The organism is Vibrio hibernica, from assembly GCF_015223435.1.
In the GTDB taxonomy this organism is placed as follows: Bacteria; Pseudomonadota; Gammaproteobacteria; order Enterobacterales; family Vibrionaceae; genus Vibrio; species Vibrio hibernica.
On the sequence record NZ_VHKO01000012.1, the window covers coordinates 58,730 to 78,855 of the forward strand.

Below are 20,126 nucleotides of genomic sequence, written 5' to 3' on the forward strand. Positions count from 1 at the left end.
TTAGTCCTCCGCAAGTGGTTTGAATCTTTTTAACTCAAGTAAGCGATATCCAGTGTAATTACCAAGCGCTAGGATACAGGCCAAGATAATGAACTGAGTACCAATAAAGTTAAAGGTGAAATGTTGAACATAAGAATTCGTCATTGCTAGATAGATAATCACAGCCGTAAACAATGATCCACCACCTTGCATTAAGACTTCTTTCGCTCCTTCTTCTTCCCAAAGAATCGACATACGTTCAATGGTCCACGATAAAATAATCATCGGGAAGAAGGTAATGGTTAGGCCTTGAGTTAGGCCGATATTAAACGCCACAATAGTGAATACTGAAATGATCAATATTACCGTTATAATGACCGCAGATATTCGGGATACAAGCAGTAAATTCAGCTTAGATAAATAGCCTCGAATTACCAGACCGGTTCCGACAATCAATAAAAAACCGACAATACCGGGTAGTAATTGAGTCTGCACAAACGCAACCGCAATCAATACTGGCATAAAAGTACCAGAGGTTTTTAAACCAATTAAGACTCGCAAGAAAACCACAATTAATGCACCAATCGGGATAAGCATAATGGTCTTAAACATTGACTGTTCTTCAAGCGGTAAGCTATGAATAGAGAAATTGAGCAAGTTATCAGCAACAATTTTTTGTTTCGTGGCATTATTTGGCGATACATCGTGAGAAAGCATAGAGAAGTAAACTTTACTTTGTTTGCCTCCGATCACATCGAGTAATGAAACGTTAGACTCATCCCAGATAAGCATATTATCAGTGACGCCTTGTACGTTTGTTTCTGAGTTAAATAATGTCCATGCTTCGCCATCCCATACTTCAATCATAGGAATAATAGATTGACGACGACGGCCATCTTCCATCTCTACAACGCCCACGGTTTTACTGTAAATATTGGATGTCGCTAACAATTTAGAAATCGCATCTACTTTGGCGAAATCATCCAGCAATAATGAAGCATTTTGATTATCGGGATCATTAAACTGCTTAATGATTTCACGTGTTAATGTGCTGTTATCTGAAGAACGAGCCGATGCTTGTTCTAAAATTGATGTAGCGGCGGCTTGTTGAGGCCCGGTAAAGGTTGGCTCAATAAGATCTTTATCTATGGGTGGAACCGTTGAAACACGTGCTTGAGGGTCGACTAAAAACTGTGTTTTATAATAAATAGTCTGTGGGCCACTGGCATGACGGATGGACCATTCGGCGCGACGGCCAGTGTCTGTATTGATATATGAAAGTCCATAACCTGAAGAGGATGCACTTTCATCAACCAGAGTAAATCCGTTTTGAGTATGTGGTGCGGCCAGTGAGACTTTTACTGGGCCATCAGAGGCAATAAATTCGACTCGGGCTTCAACGTCCCAAACTTGTCGCGTTTCACCTGGAGTCCAAGGAACACCATAGTCTTGATGACGCATAACACTGAGAGTTATCCCTGCGGCGACAAGAATGGCAATGAGAAAATAAAATGGCACTCTAGACGTCATAATGATTCCTTAAATCTGTCTATGAACTGGTAGTGTTTTAGTATATCTAATTTTATGGATATCTAGTTGATATTATTTAATGACGGCTTATTTTATATCTGACTTTTTTTGGGGTTTTTGGATGAATTTTCGGCTTACATCCACAACTGCAATATCTTGGATGAACTCTCTACCGAGTAATATTGGGTAATCCATTTGAGAACGGTCAGCAAGTGTAAACTGTGCCTTTTCATGTATTGAACCAATTTTAATCCACAATTCAACCACTGCGCGGCGCTCTAGTTTTTTATCTTCAGTTGATTGACGAATTTTGACATGACGAATAATAGGCGCTTCAACCCATTTTCTGGCTTCAGGATCGTTGTCATCTAAAACATGAAATCTTACCCAACGTTTGCCATTACGGTCGAATTCTTGCATATCTGCCGCATTAATAGAGGAGGTAGTCGCGCCAGTATCTATACGGGCGGTAAATTCCGATTTAATGACATCAATATAAAGATATTCTAAAGAACCGAGTGCAACCATGCCTGCTTTTAAATCAGGAACTGTACTCGCGAGTAAAGTAGGATTGGGCGTGTTGGGGGCGGGGTTTTTCGCTTGTACGGTAACGGTTCTTATGTGACGTTGATTTTTTTTAAGCGTTTCCACTTCATTGCTTAAATTAATAATCGATGCTTCTAAACTTTCAATGTAATCCGTTTGATTACTTAAATTTAAATTAATTTCTTGCAGCTGAGAGGAAAGTTTTTGCTCACTTTCGGACATAGCATCAATTGTTTTCTTTGAGTACTCATCACTATTCATTAATGCACAACCAGAAAGCAGTAATAAAGGTGTAAGACTTGCGATTTTTTTTAACATACTAAGTAGTTGTTAACCTTTTAAGTAATGATGGACGTTTGATCATTATTGATACGCTAAGTGCTTGTTAGCCAAAGTTTAGCGTATCTCAATCTTGACGTGAAGTGTGCAATATTTTGCTTGAGTGATTCGACTCATAAAATTAAGGATTCGTGGCAATTAAGACAGCGCGACGTGGCGCAGGATAGCCTTCAATCGTTTTGTTTTCGTCGTTGGGATCTAAATAATCTGGTAATGAATTATGGGTCATCCAATCGGTAGTGCGTTGTTCGCCAACAGAGGTTACATTCTCATCAACAATTTTAACGTTAATAAATCCACATTTTTCTAACCAAACTTTCAATGCTTTAGCTGATGGAAAGAAATAAACATTACGCATCTGAGCATAGCGATCAATTGGTACTAAAACGGCATTCTCATCACCATCAATAACCAGCGTTTCAAGAACTAACTCACCACCTGAGACTAATTGATTTTTAAGTTGATATAAATGATCGAGTGGTGAGCGGCGATGGTACAACACTCCCATACTAAAAACGGTATCAAATGCTTTCAGTTCCGGAAGTTGCTCAATGCCTAAAGGTAAAAGATGGGCGCGTTGTTCATTACCCATTAATTTACGAATGGCTTCAAATTGAATAAGGAAAAGGTGAGAAGGATCGATGCCAACGCACATACGAGCACCAGCACCAAGCATGCGCCACATGTGATAACCATTGCCACAACCTACATCTAATACAGAGCGGTGCGTTAAATCAGAAATATGGGGTAAAACGCGATCCCATTTCCAATCGGAGCGCCATTCAGTATCAATATCTAGCCCATGAATGTGGTAGGGACCTTTACGCCAGGGATGAAAGGTTCGTAATAGGCTTTCGAGTTTTTTTTGCTCGCCGAATGAAATGGGCTGATCATTGTTAATTCGAACTTCATTGCACAAATCAATCTCGTCGGGTGCTTGGTCGGAAATTTTATTTAACGCTTTCACCCAGCGTTCAAAATCACCATGTTCGGCATTTTGCCAATCCGTTAATTGCTGAGGCAACATATTTAACCAAGACTGTAAACGAGGTTCCTGGGCAATGAGTTGATAGAAATTAGCAAAGTTAAACATAAAATTTATTTCTTTTATTAAGTGTTGGTATGGATGTTCTGGGTAACTAATTCATATCATTATTTTATGGCGAACATTGACCCAAAATTAAAGCATTGGAACCAGACTTCATAACTACTAAAACCAATGGCTTTAAAGCGTTCTTTGTGCGCAGAAATACTGTCAGGTTTCATCACATTTTCAATGGCGCTACGTTTTTGACTGACCTCTAATTCGCTATAACCATTGGCCCGTTTAAAGTCGTGGTGTAAATCAATTAATAGCTCATGAGCAACGTTGTTTTTGAAGATGTATTTTTCCGATAAAATTAAAATGCCACCAGGTCGCAATCCAATATGGATTTTTTCGAGTAGAGCATAGCGATCTTCAGGGGAAAGAAACTGTAAAGTGAAATTGAGTACAACGACGGAAGCATTTTTGATTTCAATGTTACGGATATCGGCTTCTATCACCTCAACTGGAGTCTCTGAACGATAAGCATCAATATGACGTTTACAGCGTTCAACCATCGCCGGTGAATTATCGACAGCAATAATTTTACAGTTTTCTTTTTGGATATGACGACGCATTGATAGGGTCGCTGCGCCCAACGAGCAACCTAAATCATAAATATGAGAGTTCGATTTTGCAAAGCGCTCTGCAAGCATGCCAATAGCTGAGATGATATTACTGTAACCGGGCACCGACCTTTGGATCATATCAGGGAATACTTCGGCAACTTTTTCATCAAAAGTGAAATCACCCATTTTTTCAATTGGCGCAGAAAAAATAACATCACGCTGACTCATATGAACTCGCTTAGCAATTCGTTGAAAATATCTTTTTGGCAGTAGGATAAATTAGCCTATTACTTTTGGATTTATCATTATGAAATATGAGTCTTTATTTTAAGGCAACTTGGCCTCTTCTGCTACGGGGTTGTGATTATATTTTATATTATTTCATCCAGCTGACAGAAATGAATGAAAGTTGGCCGTAAATTGTTTGTTGTTTAGTCTGGTTTAAGTTGGGTAACCATTCTACGACCAGCAAGTTGAATAACTATTGAGCATTTTTTGTTTATTCGAATTAAATCTATAGAAAAGGTGATAAATTCGTGCGCTTATGGTCGATTTTTGTTGCCTTTCCAAGTATAAATAACGGATATAAATTAGTGCGGCACTTTCAATTGCTGAAAACGTCAATGGTTGAGAGCGTTTGTCGTCTTTCGAACAATAAATTAAAGAGATTGGGAAATTCATTATGCGCACCCAGTATTGTGGTCATCTGAACAAAGCCCTTGCGGGACAAACTGTAGAACTTTGCGGGTGGGTTAATCGCCGCCGTGATTTAGGCGGTCTTATTTTCATCGATATGCGTGATCGTGAAGGCATTGTTCAAGTTGTCATCAATCCAGATATGACGGAAATTTTTACAGAAGCCAATCAACTACGTAATGAATTTTGTATCAAGCTTACCGGTGAAGTACGAGCGCGTCCTGATACTCAAATCAACAAAGATATGACGACGGGTGAAGTTGAAGTTTATGCCACCGGTCTTGAGATCATAAATCGTTCGGAACCATTACCATTGGATTTCAATCAAACCAATTCAGAAGAGCAGCGCCTGAAATATCGTTATATTGATCTACGTCGCCCTGAAATGAGTGACCGTATTAAATTGCGCGCTAAAGCCTCTAGTTTTGTTCGTCGTTTTCTTGATGAGAATGGATTTCTTGATATCGAAACACCAGTGTTGACTAAAGCAACGCCGGAAGGTGCTCGTGATTATTTAGTACCAAGCCGTGTTCATAAAGGTAGTTTTTACGCATTGCCACAGTCTCCACAGCTGTTTAAACAATTATTGATGATGTCGGGTTTTGATCGTTACTATCAAATCGTAAAATGTTTCCGTGATGAAGATTTACGTGCCGACCGTCAACCTGAATTTACTCAAATCGATATCGAAACCTCGTTTATGTCAGCTGAACAAGTTCGCGGCGTGACAGAGACTATGGTTCGTAATATGTGGCAAGAGTTGCTGAATGTCGATCTTGGTGATTTCCCAATCATGCCTTTCTCTGAAGCGATTCGTCGTTTTGGCTCAGATAAACCAGATCTGCGTAACCCTCTTGAGCTCGTAGATGTGGCTGATCTAGTAAAAGATGTCGAATTTAAAGTTTTTTCTGGTCCAGCAAACGATGAAAAAGGTCGAGTAGCCGTTATTCGAGTTCCCGGTGGTGCATCACTTTCTCGTAAGCAAATTGATGAATACGGCAGCTTTGTCGGTATTTATGGCGCCAAAGGCTTAGCATGGATGAAAGTAAATGATCTGGATGCAGGTTTGGAAGGCATCCAATCTCCAGTGGCGAAATTCCTGAACGAAGATGTGATTAACGGTATTTTACAGCGTACAGGCGCTCAATCTGGTGACATCATTTTATTTGGCGCAGACAAAGGGAATATTGTTTCTGAAGCAATGGGAGCGCTGCGTGTTAAATTAGGTAATGACCTAGAATTAACCGATAGTGCCGCTTGGAAACCTTTATGGGTTATTGATTTCCCAATGTTTGAACAAGACGATGAAGGAAACTTGCATGCGATGCACCATCCATTTACATCACCATTAAATATGACGGCAGAAGAGCTGCTTGATAATCCTGCTAGCGCTATTTCAAATGCATACGATATGGTGATTAATGGTTATGAAGTGGGCGGTGGCTCAGTTCGTATCCATAATACGGAGATGCAATCGGCGGTGTTTGGTTTACTTGGCATTGAAGAGACAGAGCAACGCTTGAAATTTGGCTTTTTATTAGACGCACTTAGATATGGCACACCACCACATGCAGGTTTAGCGTTTGGTTTGGACCGTTTGGTTATGTTGCTGTGTGGAACTGATAATATCCGTGATGTGATCGCATTCCCTAAAACAACCGCTGCGGCCTGTCCATTGACTAATGCACCAAGCCTTGCTAATCCTGCTGCGCTTGAGGAGCTTTCAATTGCGGTCGCTATTGCACAAGATAAAACAGAAGAAAAATAGTTAAGCCTATTATTATGCTCAAATTTATATGAGTATAAATGCTATTAGGTTTGATTAATCAACGCCTACATTCTATTGATTAGTGTGTAGGTGTTTTGTTTTTAAAGCGGCTTAACTTTATTACTGCTTGGCTGACAATAAGGGAATGCATGACAATTATCCTTGGGATTGATCCCGGTTCTCGAATCACAGGTTATGGTGTGATCCGTCAAGAAGGGCGATATTTACAGTATTTGGGTAGTGGTTGTATCCGTATGTCAGAAAAGGAATTGCCAGGCCGTTTAAAGCAAATATATGCAGGTGTTTCTGAAATTATCACCCAATTTCAGCCTGATGTGTTTGCAATTGAACAAGTCTTTATGGCGAAGAATCCTGACTCAGCGCTTAAGCTTGGACAAGCTCGGGGGAGCGCAATTGTCGCTGCCGTCAATGCAGATTTACCAGTATTTGAATATGCGGCGCGTTTAATTAAGCAATCTGTGGTAGGAACTGGCGCGGCAACAAAAGAGCAGGTACAGCATATGGTTCAAAGTATGTTGAAATTATCCGCTAAACCGCAGGCGGATGCTGCCGATGCATTAGGTGTAGCAATTTGTCATGCGAATACCAACAAAACCCTCATTGCTTTAGCTGGTCAAGCCAGTAGTTCTCGCCGTGGCCGTTACCGGTAAATACTTCCTTCAATATTAATATGTACTGGATGTTTATCCAGTAAGTTATTATGATTAGGCAATTGTAAAATAATGAATGGAAGGAAAGTCGAGTGATTGGTCGTTTACGTGGGGTCATTATTGAAAAGCAACCACCGGAAGTTTTAATTGAAGTGTCGGGTATTGGGTACGAAGTACAAATGCCGATGAGCTGTTTTTATGAGCTGCCTAATGTGAATGAAGAAGCCATTATTTATACTCACTTTGTGGTACGAGAAGACGCACAACTTTTATATGGCTTTAATACCGTAAAAGAGCGTGCTTTATTTCGTGAAGTGATCAAGGCGAATGGTGTTGGACCAAAGCTTGGCTTAGCGATTTTATCGGGTATGACTGCTTCTCAGTTCGTCACTTGTGTAGAGCATGAAGATGTCACAACGCTAGTTAAATTACCGGGTGTTGGTAAGAAAACAGCGGAACGACTTGTGGTTGAAATGAAAGATCGATTGAAAGGGTGGACAACTCACGATCTGTTTACGCCAGCGACGGATGCAGCGCCGATGGATTCTGGTTTCAATTCTCGTTCTAATCATGCAGAAGATGAAGCTGTTAGCGCATTAATTTCTTTAGGGTATAAGCCACCAATGGCTTCTAAAGTGGTTGCTCAAGTTGCTAAACCTGATATGAGTAGTGAAAACATTATCCGTGAAGCACTCAAGTCAATGGTATAAGATGTCTTCTCTAAATTCCTTTAATTTTCTTAGTTCCATAGGCCTCCAATGATTGAAGCTGATCGCTTGATTGCTCCTGAAAACCCAATTTTTCGCGATGAAGAAATAATTGATAGAGCAATACGTCCAAAAAAGCTAGCGGATTACCGTGGGCAAGATCATGTGCGTGATCAGATGGAAATTTTTATTAAAGCGGCGCAATTACGCAGTGAGCCATTAGACCATTTATTGATTTTTGGTCCTCCAGGTTTAGGTAAAACAACATTAGCCAATATTGTCGCCAATGAAATGGAAGTCAGTATTCGAACGACGTCGGGTCCAGTGCTGGAGAAGGCGGGTGATTTGGCCGCTTTACTGACAAACCTTGAAGCGAACGATATTTTGTTTATTGATGAAATTCATCGATTGAGCCCTGTGGTTGAAGAGATTTTGTATCCCGCGATGGAAGATTATCAACTCGATATAATGATTGGTGAAGGCCCGGCAGCACGTTCTATTAAAATTGATCTCCCTCCTTTTACTCTAATTGGTGCCACTACCCGCGCAGGTTCATTAACGTCTCCGTTGCGCGATCGTTTTGGTATTGTGCAGCGCCTTGAGTACTACAAAATTGAAGATCTGCAGCATATTGTTAAACGCAGTGCCGATTGCCTAGGTCTTTCGATGGAAGAGGAGGGTGCTTTAGAGGTCGCTCGACGAGCAAGAGGGACGCCTCGAATCGCGAATCGATTATTACGTCGAGTTCGTGATTACGCAGAAGTGAAAGGGAATGGCCATATTTGTGCCGATACCGCAGATAAGGCGCTGAATATGCTGGATGTGGATAACCAAGGCTTTGACTATATGGATAGAAAATTACTTTTAGCCATTATGGAGAAGTTTTCAGGTGGTCCTGTTGGGCTTGATAATTTAGCGGCGGCTATTGGTGAAGAGAAAGACACGATTGAAGATGTCATTGAGCCGTATTTGATCCAACAGGGATACTTGCAAAGAACACCAAGAGGGCGAATTGCCAGCGATCGGGCTTACCTTCATTTTGGTATTGATAAATAGGGTAATTAAAAATGTAACTAAAGGATAATTAAGAGTAATTGTCCTTCTTCCATGCTTGCATCTCCACTCCAGTCTTCTACAATTCTTCTGCTCATATCTCGATGCTTTCAATTTTTTAAACGTTGTTCTGTTTAAAGTCTATCATTAATACTTAGATACATTTTGTTCTTATGATTTAGCAAAGTAGTAAGTATTACGATGATGATGCTTGATATGTATCAAAGAACTTTTTTTTGAAAAACCTTTGAAAGGTGAATATTTAACAAGTAATATTAGCATTGTCTATATTAGCTAATACTTAACAATATAACAACAAATCTGGCACAACTTTATAACAACTGATGTTAGTTCAAAATAAACGTGTCGACATTAACCATCCTAATCGTTATTAACACCTTATTATGGGTGCCTATACGAAATAAAAAGGAGTTACCATGATTGATGTTGTTGATCTATCGCGGTTGCAATTTGCAATGACAGCGATGTATCACTTCCTATTTGTTCCCCTGACTCTCGGTATGGCATTTTTGCTTGCCATCATGGAATCAGTTTATGTAATGACAGGGAAGCAAATCTACAAGGACATGACTAAGTTCTGGGGTAAGCTTTTTGGTATTAACTTTGCTCTTGGTGTGGCAACTGGCCTAACTATGGAGTTTCAGTTTGGTACTAACTGGTCTTACTATTCTCATTATGTAGGGGATATTTTTGGTGCTCCTTTAGCCATTGAAGCCTTAGTTGCTTTTTTCTTAGAATCAACCATGGTTGGTCTTTTCTTCTTCGGTTGGGATCGATTATCTAAGCGTCAGCATTTAACGGTTACGTGGCTAGTCGCTATCGGTTCTAACTTCTCTGCGCTTTGGATTCTTATTGCTAATGGTTGGATGCAAAATCCAGTTGGTTCAGAATTCAACTTTGAAACAATGCGTATGGAAATGGTTAGTTTTTCTGAAGTGATCTTTAATCCTGTCGCACAAGTTAAGTTTGTTCATACTGTCGCTGCTGGATATACCTGTGGTGCGATGTTTATCTTAGGTGTGAGTTCTTACTACTTATTGAAAGGCCGAGATATCCCATTTGCTCGTCGTTCTTTTGCGATTGCCGCTTCTTTTGGTATGGCGGCTATTCTATCGGTATTAGTGCTGGGTGATGAATCAGGTTATGAAGTTGGTGAAGTACAAAAGGTGAAGCTTGCTGCGATTGAATCTGAGTGGAATACAGAGCCTGCTCCTGCTGCATTTACTGCATTTGGTTTACCTAACCAAGAAACAATGCATACCGACTATGCGATTAAAATCCCATATGCTATGGGTATAATGGCGACTCGTTCATTGGATAAACAAGTCACAGGCTTAAAAGATCTGAAAGCTGAACATGAAGTGCGTATTCGAAATGGTATGATTGCTTATGGTTTGCTTGAGAAATTGCGCGCTGGTGATAAATCAGAAGCGAATGTTTCAGCGTTCGATGAAGTGAAACATGATCTGGGTTATGGCTTATTGCTAAAACGCTACACGGATAAGGTAGTTGATGCGTCAGAAGAGCAAATTAAAGCTGCAGCGGATGATTCAATTCCAACAGTGTGGCCTATATTCTGGTCATTCCGAATTATGGTGGCGTGTGGAATTATCATGCTAGCCGTATTTGGTTTTGCATTTATTCAGACTTGTCGTCAAAAAATCACTCAGAAGTCTTGGTTATTAAAGGCTGCAATGTTCAGTATGCCTCTACCTTGGATTGCGATAGAAACCGGTTGGTTTGTAGCTGAGTTTGGTCGCCAGCCATGGGCGGTGGGTGAAATATTACCGACTTATGTCGCAGCCTCAGCATTATCGCGTGGTGAGATATTAACCTCTATTTTTGCAATTATTGCACTGTACACGTGTTTCTTAGTTGCTGAAGTATACTTAATGGTTAAATTCGCACGTAAAGGTCCTAGTAGCTTGAAAACAGGGCGTTATCACTTCGAGCAAAACGATACCTCTTTAGAGAGTAAAGTTTCTCGTCAAGTTGAAATTTAAGCAGAGGATAATTCATGTTTGATTATGAAGCATTTCGATTAATCTGGTGGGTGTTGATCGGTGTATTATTCATCGGTTTTGCTATCACAGATGGTTTTGATATGGGAGTGGGTGCATTAGTCCCACTGATTGGTAAAACGGATATTCAGCGCCGTGTGATGATAAATTCAATCGCACCGCACTGGGATGGTAACCAAGTCTGGTTGGTGACGGCAGGTGGTGCGCTATTTGCTGCATGGCCGATGGTCTATGCGACGTCTTTCTCTGGATTCTATTTGGCGATGTATGTCACATTGGCAGCTCTTTGGTTGCGTCCATTGGCACTAGATTACCGTTCAAAAATTGAAACCCAAAAATGGCGTAATAACTGGGATATCTGTATTTCAATCAGCGGTTTTGTGCCTCCTTTAATTTTTGGTGTGGCATTTGGTAACCTACTTCAAGGTGTACCATTTGAACTGAATGAATTAATGATGTCTCAATACCACGGTAGCTTTTTTGGGTTATTAAATCCATTTGCCTTAGTATGTGGCCTAGTCAGTGTTTCTATGTTTGTACTCCAAGGGTCTACTTGGTTACAAATGAAAACCGCGGGTGATGTGTATAATCGAGCACGTACGGTATCGATTGTTACTGGGCTTGCTGTCGCAGTGTTATTTGTTATCGCAGGATTTTGGATACAAAACATCGATGGTTATGTCGTGAAGAGTGTAATGGATCATAATGGACCATCGAACCCTCTTCTTAAAGAAGTCGTACGCGAGCAGGGTGCTTGGATGGCTAACTTTACAACTTACCCATTGATGTGGATAGCACCGGCTTTAGGTGTTGTTATGGCTGTCTTTGCTATCATCGCTACTAAAGCTGAAAAAGGTGCATTGGCGTTTGTGGCTTCAAGCTTGACTTGTGCTGGTGTTATTTTGACTGCAGGTTTCGCGATGTTCCCATTTGTTATGCCATCAAGCTTAAATCCAAATGATAGCTTTACAATGTGGGATTCAACATCAAGCTTGTTAACATTGCAAATAATGACAGGTGTTGCCGCTGTGATGGTTCCTACCATACTTGGCTATACCACTTGGACTTATTATAAAATGTTTGGCCGTCTTGATGATAAATTTATTGAAGAAAATAAAAATTCGCTTTATTAAGGAGTCATTGATATGTGGTATTTTGCTTGGATCTTAGGCGTATTACTTGCCTGTGCATTCGGTATTATCAATGCTCTTTGGTTAGAGCATTCAGAGATGATGGATGAGGATCGTGAATAATATTAGTCAAAAAATGACTGATATACACCGACCAATGGATAGGGCTCTCTTAAGAGCCCTGTTTTTTATGGTTGCAGTGTTTCATATCAGTATGTTTATGTGGTTGCCGAAAGCCTATGCGGATCAAGTTGGTGGCTTCAATGTGTTATTGGCCATTTTGTTTATATGGGCGCTATGCAGCACAATGATTTACAGTGTTGGTTTTAAGCCGGTCTTTTGGTTGTGGCAAGTGCTATTTAGCCCATATATTTCTGGCGTGATACTCGTGATGTTTTCATGCTTATACGTTTAAATATAAAATGCTACCGTAGTTCTTAAGTGATCGATATTTATGACATTAGAGCTAAAAATTCTTACGGTAGCAATTTAATACCTTGTAACAACGTTATTCCCATTTGTATCATGTCAATTTGCCTTTTCTGTCTCTTTTCCTATAGATAACTAACCACTAAAACTAAATGAATGATAAACATTCAATTGATCCTAATTTAAATAAAATTTCTACTTATACTATTATTGAATCAGCTAAGTTACTGTATAGTGATTAGTAATTATATGTTGTTTAAGGACGTGGTGTGATCGATCAATTCAAAGCAGCTTTTAAATGGCCAATTACCATTTATTATGAAGATACTGACGCTGGTGGCGTTGTTTATCATTCAAATTATCTAAAATTTTTTGAGCGCGCTCGAACCGAGTTATTACGTTCTTTAGGCATATATCAATACTTACTTCTAGACCAAGAAATTGGTTTTGTGGTGCGTCATATGGATATCGATTATATTCATGGTGCTACTCTGGATCAGCAGCTAGAAGTGCTCACTTCAATTATCACTTTAAAAAAAGCATCCATGATATTTTGTCAGGAGTTAGTCAATCTTGATGGCAAAGTTTTGTGTAAAGCAAATGTTAAGGTAGCCTGTGTCAACATTAAACAAATGAAACCACAAGCTATTCCTAGTCTAATTATGTCGGAGTTTACTCGTGTCAGCTGATATTTCAATTTTTGACCTTTTTTTACAGGCAAGTTTATTGGTTAAGCTTGTTATGCTTATTTTACTTGGTATGTCAGTTCTTTCTTGGGCAGTGATCCTAAAAAGAAGTAAATTACTAAACAGTGCATCTAAAAATGCAATAACATTTGAAGAGAAATTTTGGTCAGGTGTTGATCTTTCTAAACTTTACCAAGAAGTTAAAGCTCGTAAAAATAACATTACAGGCTCAGAACAAATTTTCTATGCTGGTTTTACTGAATTTGCACGTTTACGCCGTACTCCAGGTGCGTCAGCCGAATATGTGATGGAGGGAGCAGGGCGCTCTATGCGTGTGACGCTTTCAAAAGAAATCGATGAACTTGAAGATCAATTACCATTTTTAGCCACCGTTGGGTCAATTAGTCCTTATATTGGTTTATTTGGTACGGTTTGGGGAATCATGACTGCTTTTATTGCTCTTGGGCAAGTTAAGCAGGCGACATTGGCTATGGTAGCACCCGGCATTGCAGAAGCACTAGTTGCAACTGCGATGGGTTTATTTGCGGCAATTCCAGCGGTTATGGCTTATAACCGTCTTAGTAATCAGGTCACTAAGCTTGAGCATAACTATGCTACTTTTGCTGAAGAATTTCACAGTATTTTACACCGCCAAGTCATGACTGAGCATAAGGAATAACTATGGCGGGGTACATTCGTAAGAAGCGCCAACTAAAAGCTGAGATTAATGTTGTACCATATATAGATGTTATGTTGGTGCTATTGATTATTTTCATGGTGACATCTCCATTTGTTACACAAGGGGTTGAGGTTGAGTTACCTAAAACTGAAACGGCTAAACCAGCCTCTGATATTGCGGGTGATACTGGTGCAAGTTTTATCATTGTTGAAATTAACCAAAAAGGTCAATTAGGCTTGAGTGTTAATGATGAGGACATGGTTCGTGGGTTAGGTATGGAACAAGTCATTACTCGAGTGAAAGCTGAGCGTAAAATCAATCCTGACTCACCTGTTGCTGTGGGTGGTGATGCTAAAACATCGTACGCCGATATTGTATTAGTACTTGATCAGTTGAGTAAAGCCGGGATTGAAAAAGTAGGATTGTTAACTGATATTAAAGAGAACAGCTAATTTGTTGATATTTAATAAAGAATACAAATCAGCTGTATTGATTTCTATAGGTCTACACTTTATCATTTTGATATTGATGCTAGGTGGATCATGGTTTTCTGATACAGAAAAAAAACCGCAACACAAAATGGTAGAAGCGGTTGTTATTGATCCTAAAGTTATAGAACAACAAGCAAAAAGTATTCGAGAGAAACGCGATGCGGCTAAGAAAGCAGATCAACAAAGAGTTGATAAGCTGCGCCGGCAATCTGAGCGGAAAGAACAAAATAGAAAAAAAGAAGAAGATAGACAGAGAAAATTGAAAGAACAAAAAGTTGAAGCTGATAAAGCTGCAAGAGAAAAAGAAAGGCAGCAGCAATTAGCTCAAGAAAAGAAAAAAGCAGATGCAAAAAAAGCACTTATAGCAAAAGAAGAAGCGGCTAAGGCAGAAAGTGTTCGTCTAGCAAAAGCAAAAGCGGCAGAAGAAGCTAAAGCAGTCGAAATGGCTAAGGTCGCGGCTGAAGCGAAAATAATGGCAGATGCAAAAGCAAAAGCTGATGCTAAATCTGCTGCTGAGGCGAAACAAAAAGCTGATGCTAAAGCTAAAGCGGATGCTAAAGTAAAGGCTGATGCAAAAGCAGCTGAGGAAGCTCGTTTAGCGAAAGAAAAGAAAGCTCAAGATACAGCATTGAATGATGTGTTTTCTGGACTTGAAGCTGAAAATGAACAAATTTCAGTCGCAAGACAAAAATATATTACGTCAGAGCTGGTTCGGTATGGTGCAATTTACACCCAAATGATCCAAGAGAAACTGTTAACTGAAGATGCATTTAAAGGTAAGTCATGCAAAATTAACATTCGCCTTATACAAGCGGGTAAAGGTGCGATTGTGAGCAAAGTATCGCCTATAGATGGTGATGCAAGATTATGTTCAGCCGCTAAGCGCGCCGTTGCTCAGGTAGGAACATTTCCTTTGCCAACAGAGCAAGATGTAGCCGACCAATTGAAAAATATCAATTTAACAGTCGAACCTAAATGATACCGATTAGTTCAGTCAAATTGGTATAAGCACTAAAAGGAATATTCAGTGATAAAACGCGTATTATTGGGGTTATTTATTATCTTAACTGCGAGCCAAACGGCTAACGCAGCATTAGAACTTGTTATTACTGAAGGTGTGAACTCTGCTCGTCCAATTGGTGTGGTACCGTTTAAATGGGAAGGAAAAGAGCCTCTACCTCAAGATGTTGCAGATGTGATTTCCTCTGACTTGCAACGTAGTGGAAAATTTAACCCGATAGCGACATCGAAAATGCCGCAAACACCTTATACGGACGCGGAAATTAATTTTTCTCAGTGGAATAATATAGGGGTCGACTCTTTGGTTACAGGTTCGATTAGTCCTGACGGTAAAGGGAATTTTATTATTCAATATCAATTAGTTGATATTGTTCGTGGCCAGCTCAATAATGGTAAGAGTAAAGCTTTGGATGAAAATGGTAATTTAGTCCCAGCAAAAGACTATTTACTTTTCAGTAAGAGAGCGGTGGTTCCAGCTAAGCGTTTACGTGAATATGCTCACCGTATTTCAGATCTAGTTTACGAAAAACTTACTGGTGAAAAAGGTGCATTTTTAACAAGAATTGCCTATGTTGTTGTAAGTAGTAAAAGTAATTACCCTTACCAATTACGTATTGCGGACTATGATGGATACAATGAGCGACTAGTATTACGCTCTAAGCAACCTTTAATGTCACCAGCATGGTCGCCTGATGGACGCAAGCTTGCTTATGTCAGTTTTCAGACTGGTAGTGCTAAGCTTTATATGATGGACATTTATTCAGGTAAAACTGAGATTCTGACAGCATTTCCTCGCCATAACGGAGCGCCAGAGTTTTCTCCGGATGGTAAAAAATTAGCGTTGGTACTTTCAAAAAGTGGAAGTTTACAAGTTTATGTACTGGATCTACAAACTCGTAAGTTAAAGCAAATTACAGGTGGTAGAGCAAACAATACTGAACCATTCTGGGTTCCAGATGGTCAGTCTTTAATATTTACTTCAGATAGAGGCGGTTTACCGCAAATATATAAAGTGAATTTGTCAGATCAAGCGACGACTCGTTTGACTTGGCAGGGTAGCCAAAACCTTGGTGGGCAAATTACACCTGATGGTCGATTCTTAATTATGGTGAATCGAAATGCAGAAGGGTTTAATATAGCTAAGCAAGATTTGGAAACAGGAGCTGTTCAAGTGCTGACAAAAACGCAATTGGATGAATCTCCTAGTGTGGCACCAAATGGTAGTATGGTGATTTATAGTTCGATGTATCAGGGGCAGAATGTGTTATCTATGGTCTCTCTTGATGGTCGATTTAGAGCACTATTACCAGCGACAAATGGCAGAGTGAAAGCTCCTGCTTGGTCTCCATTTTTATAATAACTACAGTTAGACAATATAAGGAAAATACATATGCAACTTAATAAGATTCTTAAAGGATTACTGATCGCACTGCCTCTTCTAACAGTTGCAGCTTGTAGCTCTAGCGATGATGCAGCAGAGAACTCTGATGCTCAAACTAGCTCTCAACAAGAAACTGCAGTAGCAACAACAGTTGGTGAAAGTGGTGTGATGTCTGAGCAAGATATAGTAGCAGCGGAGCAAAAGCTACGTGAAAACTCTACTGTATTCTTTAAGTTTGATACATCTGAAATCTCATCTGAGTATGAAGATACACTTGCAGCACACGCTAAATTCCTTAGCACAATGCCTGACGTAAAAGTAACTATCGAAGGTTATGCTGATGAGCGTGGTACTCCTGAGTACAACATCGCACTAGGCGAGCGTCGTGCAGAAGCAGTATCTAAGTATATTCAAGCACTAGGTGTTCAAGCTGACCAAATCTCTATCGTAAGCTACGGCGAAGAGAAACCGTTAGAAATGGGCCAATCTGAAGACGCTTATTCTAAAAACCGTCGCGCAGTTATCGTTTACTAATAGGCGATATCTATGCTTGGTAACATAAAGCGAGTTGTTACGCTTACGTTACTAGTAGTTGCAGCAAGCCCAGTGCTTGCTGCTTCTGCTCCAGTATCTGATCTCAATGACTCTACAGTGCGCTCCCAGTCTGGGCGTTCAGAAAGTGATCTCCAACGTGTTCAACGTTTACTGGATAACAGTAATCGTGTTCAGGCTCGACTGCAGCAACAGCTTGACAATCAAGAAGCTGAAATTACTAGTTTGCGCGGCACAATTGAGCGTAATAATTATGAAATGAAGCAAACGGTTGAAAGGCAAAGACAGCTTTTTATTGAGTTAGACAAATTAAGATCAGATCTGAAAGATATAAAATCTACGCCCGTATCTTCTTCTAACACAACTTCTGTAGCTATTCCTACCGCTGCCTTTGATGCGAGTAAAGATGAACAATCATCTTACCAAGCCGCTGTTGATTTGATCTTAAAAGATCGTAATTATGATGGTGCAATATCGGCCTTTAAGGAATTTAATACTCAATATCCGAAGTCTAGTTTTTCTAGTAATTCTAGCTACTGGTTAGGACAGTTATATTTTGCTAAAAAACAAGATGTTGATGCGGCGAAAAATTTTGCTTCTGTTGTTTCAGATACGCAATCACCGAAACGTCCTGATGCTTTAGTTAAGTTAGGGGATATTGCTAAGAGAAATAATAAAGATGATGTAGCGAATAAATATTATCAGCAAGTTATTAAAGAGTATCCAAGCTCTTCAGCGGCTAAATTAGCCAAAGGTAACTTGTAGAGATACACCATCATTACAAAAAGTTGAATATTCTATACAAGTCACTCTAGAGGTGGCTTTTGTTTTTTATTCAATCTAACAAGTGTACAATACTTAAACCTAAAAAATTTGCGTAGAGTAATAGCAATGGCGCACATTACAGATACAATCGAAACTATCTACCCATTTCCTCCGAAGCCAGTTCCGTTAACTCAGGAACAGAAAGACGTGCATATAGCTAATATCAAAAAGTTGTTAGCTGAAAAAGATGCAGTGCTTATCGCTCATTATTATACTGATCCACAGATTCAAGCATTAGCAGAGTCTACCGGTGGTTTTGTTGGTGATTCTTTAGAAATGGCTAAGTTTGGTAATCGTCATCCTGCATCGACACTGATCATTGCAGGTGTACGTTTTATGGGAGAGTCAGCTAAGATTTTAACTCCAGAGAAGACTATATTAATGCCAACATTAGAGGCTGAATGTTCGCTTGATCTTGGTTGTCCGGCCGATAAGTTTACTGAATTCTGTGATGCACACCCTGATCATACCGTGGTTGTATACGCCAATACATCGGCAGCCGTGAAAGCTCGTGCGGATTGGGTCGTGACATCAAGTATTGCACTTGAAATTGTCGAGCATTTAGATTCACAAGATAAAAAAATCATTTGGGGGCCAGATCGTCATCTTGGATCTTATATTGCGAATAAAACAGGTGCTGAAATGCTGTTATGGCAAGGCGAGTGCGTCGTACATGATGAATTTTCGGCTAAAGCATTAAAAGATATGAAAGCCCTATATCCAGAAGCTGCGGTATTGGTTCATCCTGAATCTCCTGCTAGTGTCGTTGAGTTAGCCGATGCGGTAGGTTCAACGAGTCAATTGATTAAATCGGCCAAGTCCTTACCAAACCAAAAGCTGATTGTGGCAACGGATAAAGGCATCTTCTTTAAAATGCAGCAATTGGTTCCTGAAAAAGAATTGGTAGAGGCACCAACGGCAGGAAATGGTGCTACTTGCCGTAGTTGTGCACATTGCCCTTGGATGGCGATGAATGGCCTACAAGCGATTGAGAAAGCACTAACGGAAAGTGGTGTAGAGCATGAAATATTTGTGGAGGAGGAGATACGCGTGAAGTCTTTAATTCCACTAAATAGAATGCTAAATTTTGCTGAGTCGCTAAATATGGCAGTTAAAGGTAACGCTTAAGATCAAAGTAGCTTATGAGATCGTAAGCGCTTAGAATCAACCCCAGCTATTTTATCCAGACTAAATGCTTATGAAAAAGAGGCGGGAAGACATATCTTCTCAGCCTCTTTATTATTTTTAATAGTATTTTTTAATGTTTAGCCTGTTGTGCTAAAACGTTACCACGTTGAGTCAAACCACAGAGCATTACGGGTATAGCATTGTAAATTTCTTGGAATTCATCTAACCCAGTTAAGCCTTGGTCTGAAAGTGTAGTAATTGCAGTCTCTGGGTCGTAAAGCATACTTACCGAAAGTAACACGCCACCCAATAAGGCATCATCTTCGCTTCCTTCTGGCATCAACGTCTCCCAATCATCTCGAGTTAATTGCCATCCTTGTAATAAACCTTCAGCAAAATCACGTACAGACTCTGTCACGACTTCTTCTTCATCAAGATTATAACCTTCAGGCCAAGTCCATGAGCCATCTAAAAGTGCAGGATGAATCAGATTCCATTGGGCAATGATAAGTTCTGCATACTGTTCAAATTGCTCTGCTGTCTCAAAAGGGGCTGTATCATCTCCTCCCCATAAGAATGGCAACCATTCTGTTGGCTCTAATAAATAAGGTGCAGCGGCCATTGCCGTTAAAAAACCAATAGTTTGCTCTGTATTTAATAGTTTGTCTTCTAGTTCTGGTTGATCAATTAGTTCATTTAAAGTCACAGTGAAATCCTTAAAAAGGTGAGTGTTCAATGATATCAAGGAGTAGGTTTGAGAAATAGGAGCAAGTCAATAAATACGGGTAAATGTTGTGTTCGTGATATTTTGTGATTTGTTT

The 20,126-nt window shown here is 39.8% G+C and carries 21 protein-coding genes; 16 read left to right on the forward strand and 5 right to left on the reverse strand.

The features are described 5' to 3' along the window. The 4 genes from FH976_RS07140 to cmoA all read right to left on the reverse strand — a co-directional run bounded on the left by FH976_RS07140 (nucleotide 1) and on the right by cmoA (nucleotide 4,275). Nucleotides 1-1,509 (reverse strand): inactive transglutaminase family protein, encoded by a 1,509-nt coding sequence (locus FH976_RS07140; protein ID WP_194090206.1) that lies wholly within the window; start codon nucleotides 1,507-1,509, stop codon nucleotides 1-3. Nucleotides 1,510-1,596: 87 nt separating this feature from the next. Then, complete coding sequence (locus FH976_RS07145; RefSeq protein WP_194090207.1) at nucleotides 1,597-2,373, reverse strand: ATP-dependent zinc protease family protein; 777 nt, start codon at nucleotides 2,371-2,373, stop codon at nucleotides 1,597-1,599. A gap of 142 nt (nucleotides 2,374-2,515) precedes the next feature. Beyond that, a complete protein-coding gene (cmoB, locus tag FH976_RS07150; protein WP_194090208.1) occupies nucleotides 2,516-3,487 on the reverse strand; it encodes a tRNA 5-methoxyuridine(34)/uridine 5-oxyacetic acid(34) synthase CmoB in 972 nt (323 codons plus the stop codon). 59 nt (nucleotides 3,488-3,546) lie between these two features. Continuing rightward, nucleotides 3,547-4,275, reverse strand: a complete 729-nt coding sequence (gene cmoA / locus FH976_RS07155; protein ID WP_194090209.1) for a carboxy-S-adenosyl-L-methionine synthase CmoA — start codon at nucleotides 4,273-4,275, stop codon at nucleotides 3,547-3,549. Between the two features lie 454 nt (nucleotides 4,276-4,729). Here cmoA and aspS point away from each other — a divergent pair, with 454 nt between their 5' ends. The 16 genes from aspS to nadA all read left to right on the forward strand — a co-directional run bounded on the left by aspS (nucleotide 4,730) and on the right by nadA (nucleotide 19,305). Then, the gene (aspS, locus tag FH976_RS07160; protein WP_194090210.1) at nucleotides 4,730-6,511 is read left to right on the forward strand and encodes an aspartate--tRNA ligase; all 1,782 of its coding nucleotides are present in this window, start codon (nucleotides 4,730-4,732) and stop codon (nucleotides 6,509-6,511) included. A gap of 149 nt (nucleotides 6,512-6,660) precedes the next feature. Continuing rightward, nucleotides 6,661-7,182, forward strand: coding sequence for a crossover junction endodeoxyribonuclease RuvC (gene ruvC / locus FH976_RS07165; RefSeq protein ID WP_190329729.1), 522 nt, complete (start codon nucleotides 6,661-6,663; stop codon nucleotides 7,180-7,182). 92 nt (nucleotides 7,183-7,274) lie between these two features. Next, the gene (gene ruvA, locus FH976_RS07170) at nucleotides 7,275-7,892 is read left to right on the forward strand and encodes a Holliday junction branch migration protein RuvA (RefSeq protein WP_194090211.1); all 618 of its coding nucleotides are present in this window, start codon (nucleotides 7,275-7,277) and stop codon (nucleotides 7,890-7,892) included. Between the two features lie 48 nt (nucleotides 7,893-7,940). Further along, nucleotides 7,941-8,945 carry a Holliday junction branch migration DNA helicase RuvB gene (ruvB, locus tag FH976_RS07175; RefSeq protein ID WP_194090212.1) on the forward strand — a complete coding sequence of 335 codons (1,005 nt, stop codon included), beginning with the start codon at nucleotides 7,941-7,943 and terminating at the stop codon, nucleotides 8,943-8,945. A gap of 434 nt (nucleotides 8,946-9,379) precedes the next feature. Continuing rightward, nucleotides 9,380-10,966: a cytochrome ubiquinol oxidase subunit I gene (gene cydA / locus FH976_RS07180; RefSeq protein WP_194090213.1), complete on the forward strand. Its 1,587-nt coding sequence runs from the start codon at nucleotides 9,380-9,382 to the stop codon at nucleotides 10,964-10,966. A gap of 14 nt (nucleotides 10,967-10,980) precedes the next feature. After that, a complete protein-coding gene (gene cydB / locus FH976_RS07185; RefSeq protein WP_194090214.1) occupies nucleotides 10,981-12,117 on the forward strand; it encodes a cytochrome d ubiquinol oxidase subunit II in 1,137 nt (378 codons plus the stop codon). A gap of 12 nt (nucleotides 12,118-12,129) precedes the next feature. Further along, nucleotides 12,130-12,237 carry a cytochrome bd-I oxidase subunit CydX gene (gene cydX / locus FH976_RS07190; protein WP_027697179.1) on the forward strand — a complete coding sequence of 36 codons (108 nt, stop codon included), beginning with the start codon at nucleotides 12,130-12,132 and terminating at the stop codon, nucleotides 12,235-12,237. 13 nt (nucleotides 12,238-12,250) lie between these two features. Then, nucleotides 12,251-12,529 carry a cyd operon protein YbgE gene (gene ybgE, locus FH976_RS07195; protein ID WP_267463521.1) on the forward strand — a complete coding sequence of 93 codons (279 nt, stop codon included), beginning with the start codon at nucleotides 12,251-12,253 and terminating at the stop codon, nucleotides 12,527-12,529. Between the two features lie 286 nt (nucleotides 12,530-12,815). Continuing rightward, entirely contained in the window at nucleotides 12,816-13,232 is a 417-nt protein-coding gene (ybgC, locus tag FH976_RS07200) for a tol-pal system-associated acyl-CoA thioesterase (protein ID WP_407701635.1), read from the forward strand. After that, a complete protein-coding gene (tolQ, locus tag FH976_RS07205; RefSeq protein WP_194090217.1) occupies nucleotides 13,222-13,908 on the forward strand; it encodes a protein TolQ in 687 nt (228 codons plus the stop codon). The genes ybgC and tolQ overlap by 11 nt, the downstream gene beginning before the upstream one ends. A gap of 2 nt (nucleotides 13,909-13,910) precedes the next feature. After that, the gene (tolR, locus tag FH976_RS07210) at nucleotides 13,911-14,360 is read left to right on the forward strand and encodes a protein TolR (RefSeq protein WP_194090218.1); all 450 of its coding nucleotides are present in this window, start codon (nucleotides 13,911-13,913) and stop codon (nucleotides 14,358-14,360) included. A 7-nt stretch (nucleotides 14,361-14,367) separates the two neighbouring features. After that, nucleotides 14,368-15,378 (forward strand): cell envelope integrity protein TolA, encoded by a 1,011-nt coding sequence (gene tolA / locus FH976_RS07215; RefSeq protein WP_194090229.1) that lies wholly within the window; start codon nucleotides 14,368-14,370, stop codon nucleotides 15,376-15,378. Nucleotides 15,379-15,426: 48 nt separating this feature from the next. Continuing rightward, nucleotides 15,427-16,776: a Tol-Pal system beta propeller repeat protein TolB gene (gene tolB / locus FH976_RS07220; protein ID WP_194090219.1), complete on the forward strand. Its 1,350-nt coding sequence runs from the start codon at nucleotides 15,427-15,429 to the stop codon at nucleotides 16,774-16,776. A 33-nt stretch (nucleotides 16,777-16,809) separates the two neighbouring features. After that, the gene (gene pal / locus FH976_RS07225) at nucleotides 16,810-17,334 is read left to right on the forward strand and encodes a peptidoglycan-associated lipoprotein Pal (protein WP_194090220.1); all 525 of its coding nucleotides are present in this window, start codon (nucleotides 16,810-16,812) and stop codon (nucleotides 17,332-17,334) included. 12 nt (nucleotides 17,335-17,346) lie between these two features. Beyond that, nucleotides 17,347-18,117, forward strand: a complete 771-nt coding sequence (gene ybgF / locus FH976_RS07230; protein WP_194090221.1) for a tol-pal system protein YbgF — start codon at nucleotides 17,347-17,349, stop codon at nucleotides 18,115-18,117. Between the two features lie 126 nt (nucleotides 18,118-18,243). Continuing rightward, nucleotides 18,244-19,305 carry a quinolinate synthase NadA gene (gene nadA, locus FH976_RS07235; RefSeq protein WP_194090222.1) on the forward strand — a complete coding sequence of 354 codons (1,062 nt, stop codon included), beginning with the start codon at nucleotides 18,244-18,246 and terminating at the stop codon, nucleotides 19,303-19,305. Between the two features lie 130 nt (nucleotides 19,306-19,435). Here the strand turns inward: nadA and FH976_RS07240 are convergent, their stop codons facing one another. Next, nucleotides 19,436-20,011 carry a UPF0149 family protein gene (locus tag FH976_RS07240; protein ID WP_194090223.1) on the reverse strand — a complete coding sequence of 192 codons (576 nt, stop codon included), beginning with the start codon at nucleotides 20,009-20,011 and terminating at the stop codon, nucleotides 19,436-19,438. Nucleotides 20,012-20,126: the final 115 nt, after the last annotated feature.

Bases quoted from the DNA above. Each gene is read 5' to 3' on its own strand.
- FH976_RS07140 (WP_194090206.1), bottom strand. From the start codon at position 1,509: ATGACGTCTAGAGTGCCATTTTATTTTCTCATTGCCATTCTTGTCGCC.
- FH976_RS07145 (WP_194090207.1), bottom strand. From the start codon at position 2,373: ATGTTAAAAAAAATCGCAAGTCTTACACCTTTATTACTGCTTTCTGGT.
- cmoB (WP_194090208.1), bottom strand. From the start codon at position 3,487: ATGTTTAACTTTGCTAATTTCTATCAACTCATTGCCCAGGAACCTCGT.
- cmoA (WP_194090209.1), bottom strand. From the start codon at position 4,275: ATGAGTCAGCGTGATGTTATTTTTTCTGCGCCAATTGAAAAAATGGGT.
- aspS (WP_194090210.1), top strand. From the start codon at position 4,730: ATGCGCACCCAGTATTGTGGTCATCTGAACAAAGCCCTTGCGGGACAA.
- ruvC (WP_190329729.1), top strand. From the start codon at position 6,661: ATGACAATTATCCTTGGGATTGATCCCGGTTCTCGAATCACAGGTTAT.
- ruvB (WP_194090212.1), top strand. From the start codon at position 7,941: ATGATTGAAGCTGATCGCTTGATTGCTCCTGAAAACCCAATTTTTCGC.
- cydA (WP_194090213.1), top strand. From the start codon at position 9,380: ATGATTGATGTTGTTGATCTATCGCGGTTGCAATTTGCAATGACAGCG.
- cydB (WP_194090214.1), top strand. From the start codon at position 10,981: ATGTTTGATTATGAAGCATTTCGATTAATCTGGTGGGTGTTGATCGGT.
- cydX (WP_027697179.1), top strand. From the start codon at position 12,130: ATGTGGTATTTTGCTTGGATCTTAGGCGTATTACTTGCCTGTGCATTC.
- ybgE (WP_267463521.1), top strand. From the start codon at position 12,251: ATGACTGATATACACCGACCAATGGATAGGGCTCTCTTAAGAGCCCTG.
- tolR (WP_194090218.1), top strand. From the start codon at position 13,911: ATGGCGGGGTACATTCGTAAGAAGCGCCAACTAAAAGCTGAGATTAAT.
- pal (WP_194090220.1), top strand. From the start codon at position 16,810: ATGCAACTTAATAAGATTCTTAAAGGATTACTGATCGCACTGCCTCTT.
- ybgF (WP_194090221.1), top strand. From the start codon at position 17,347: ATGCTTGGTAACATAAAGCGAGTTGTTACGCTTACGTTACTAGTAGTT.
- nadA (WP_194090222.1), top strand. From the start codon at position 18,244: ATGGCGCACATTACAGATACAATCGAAACTATCTACCCATTTCCTCCG.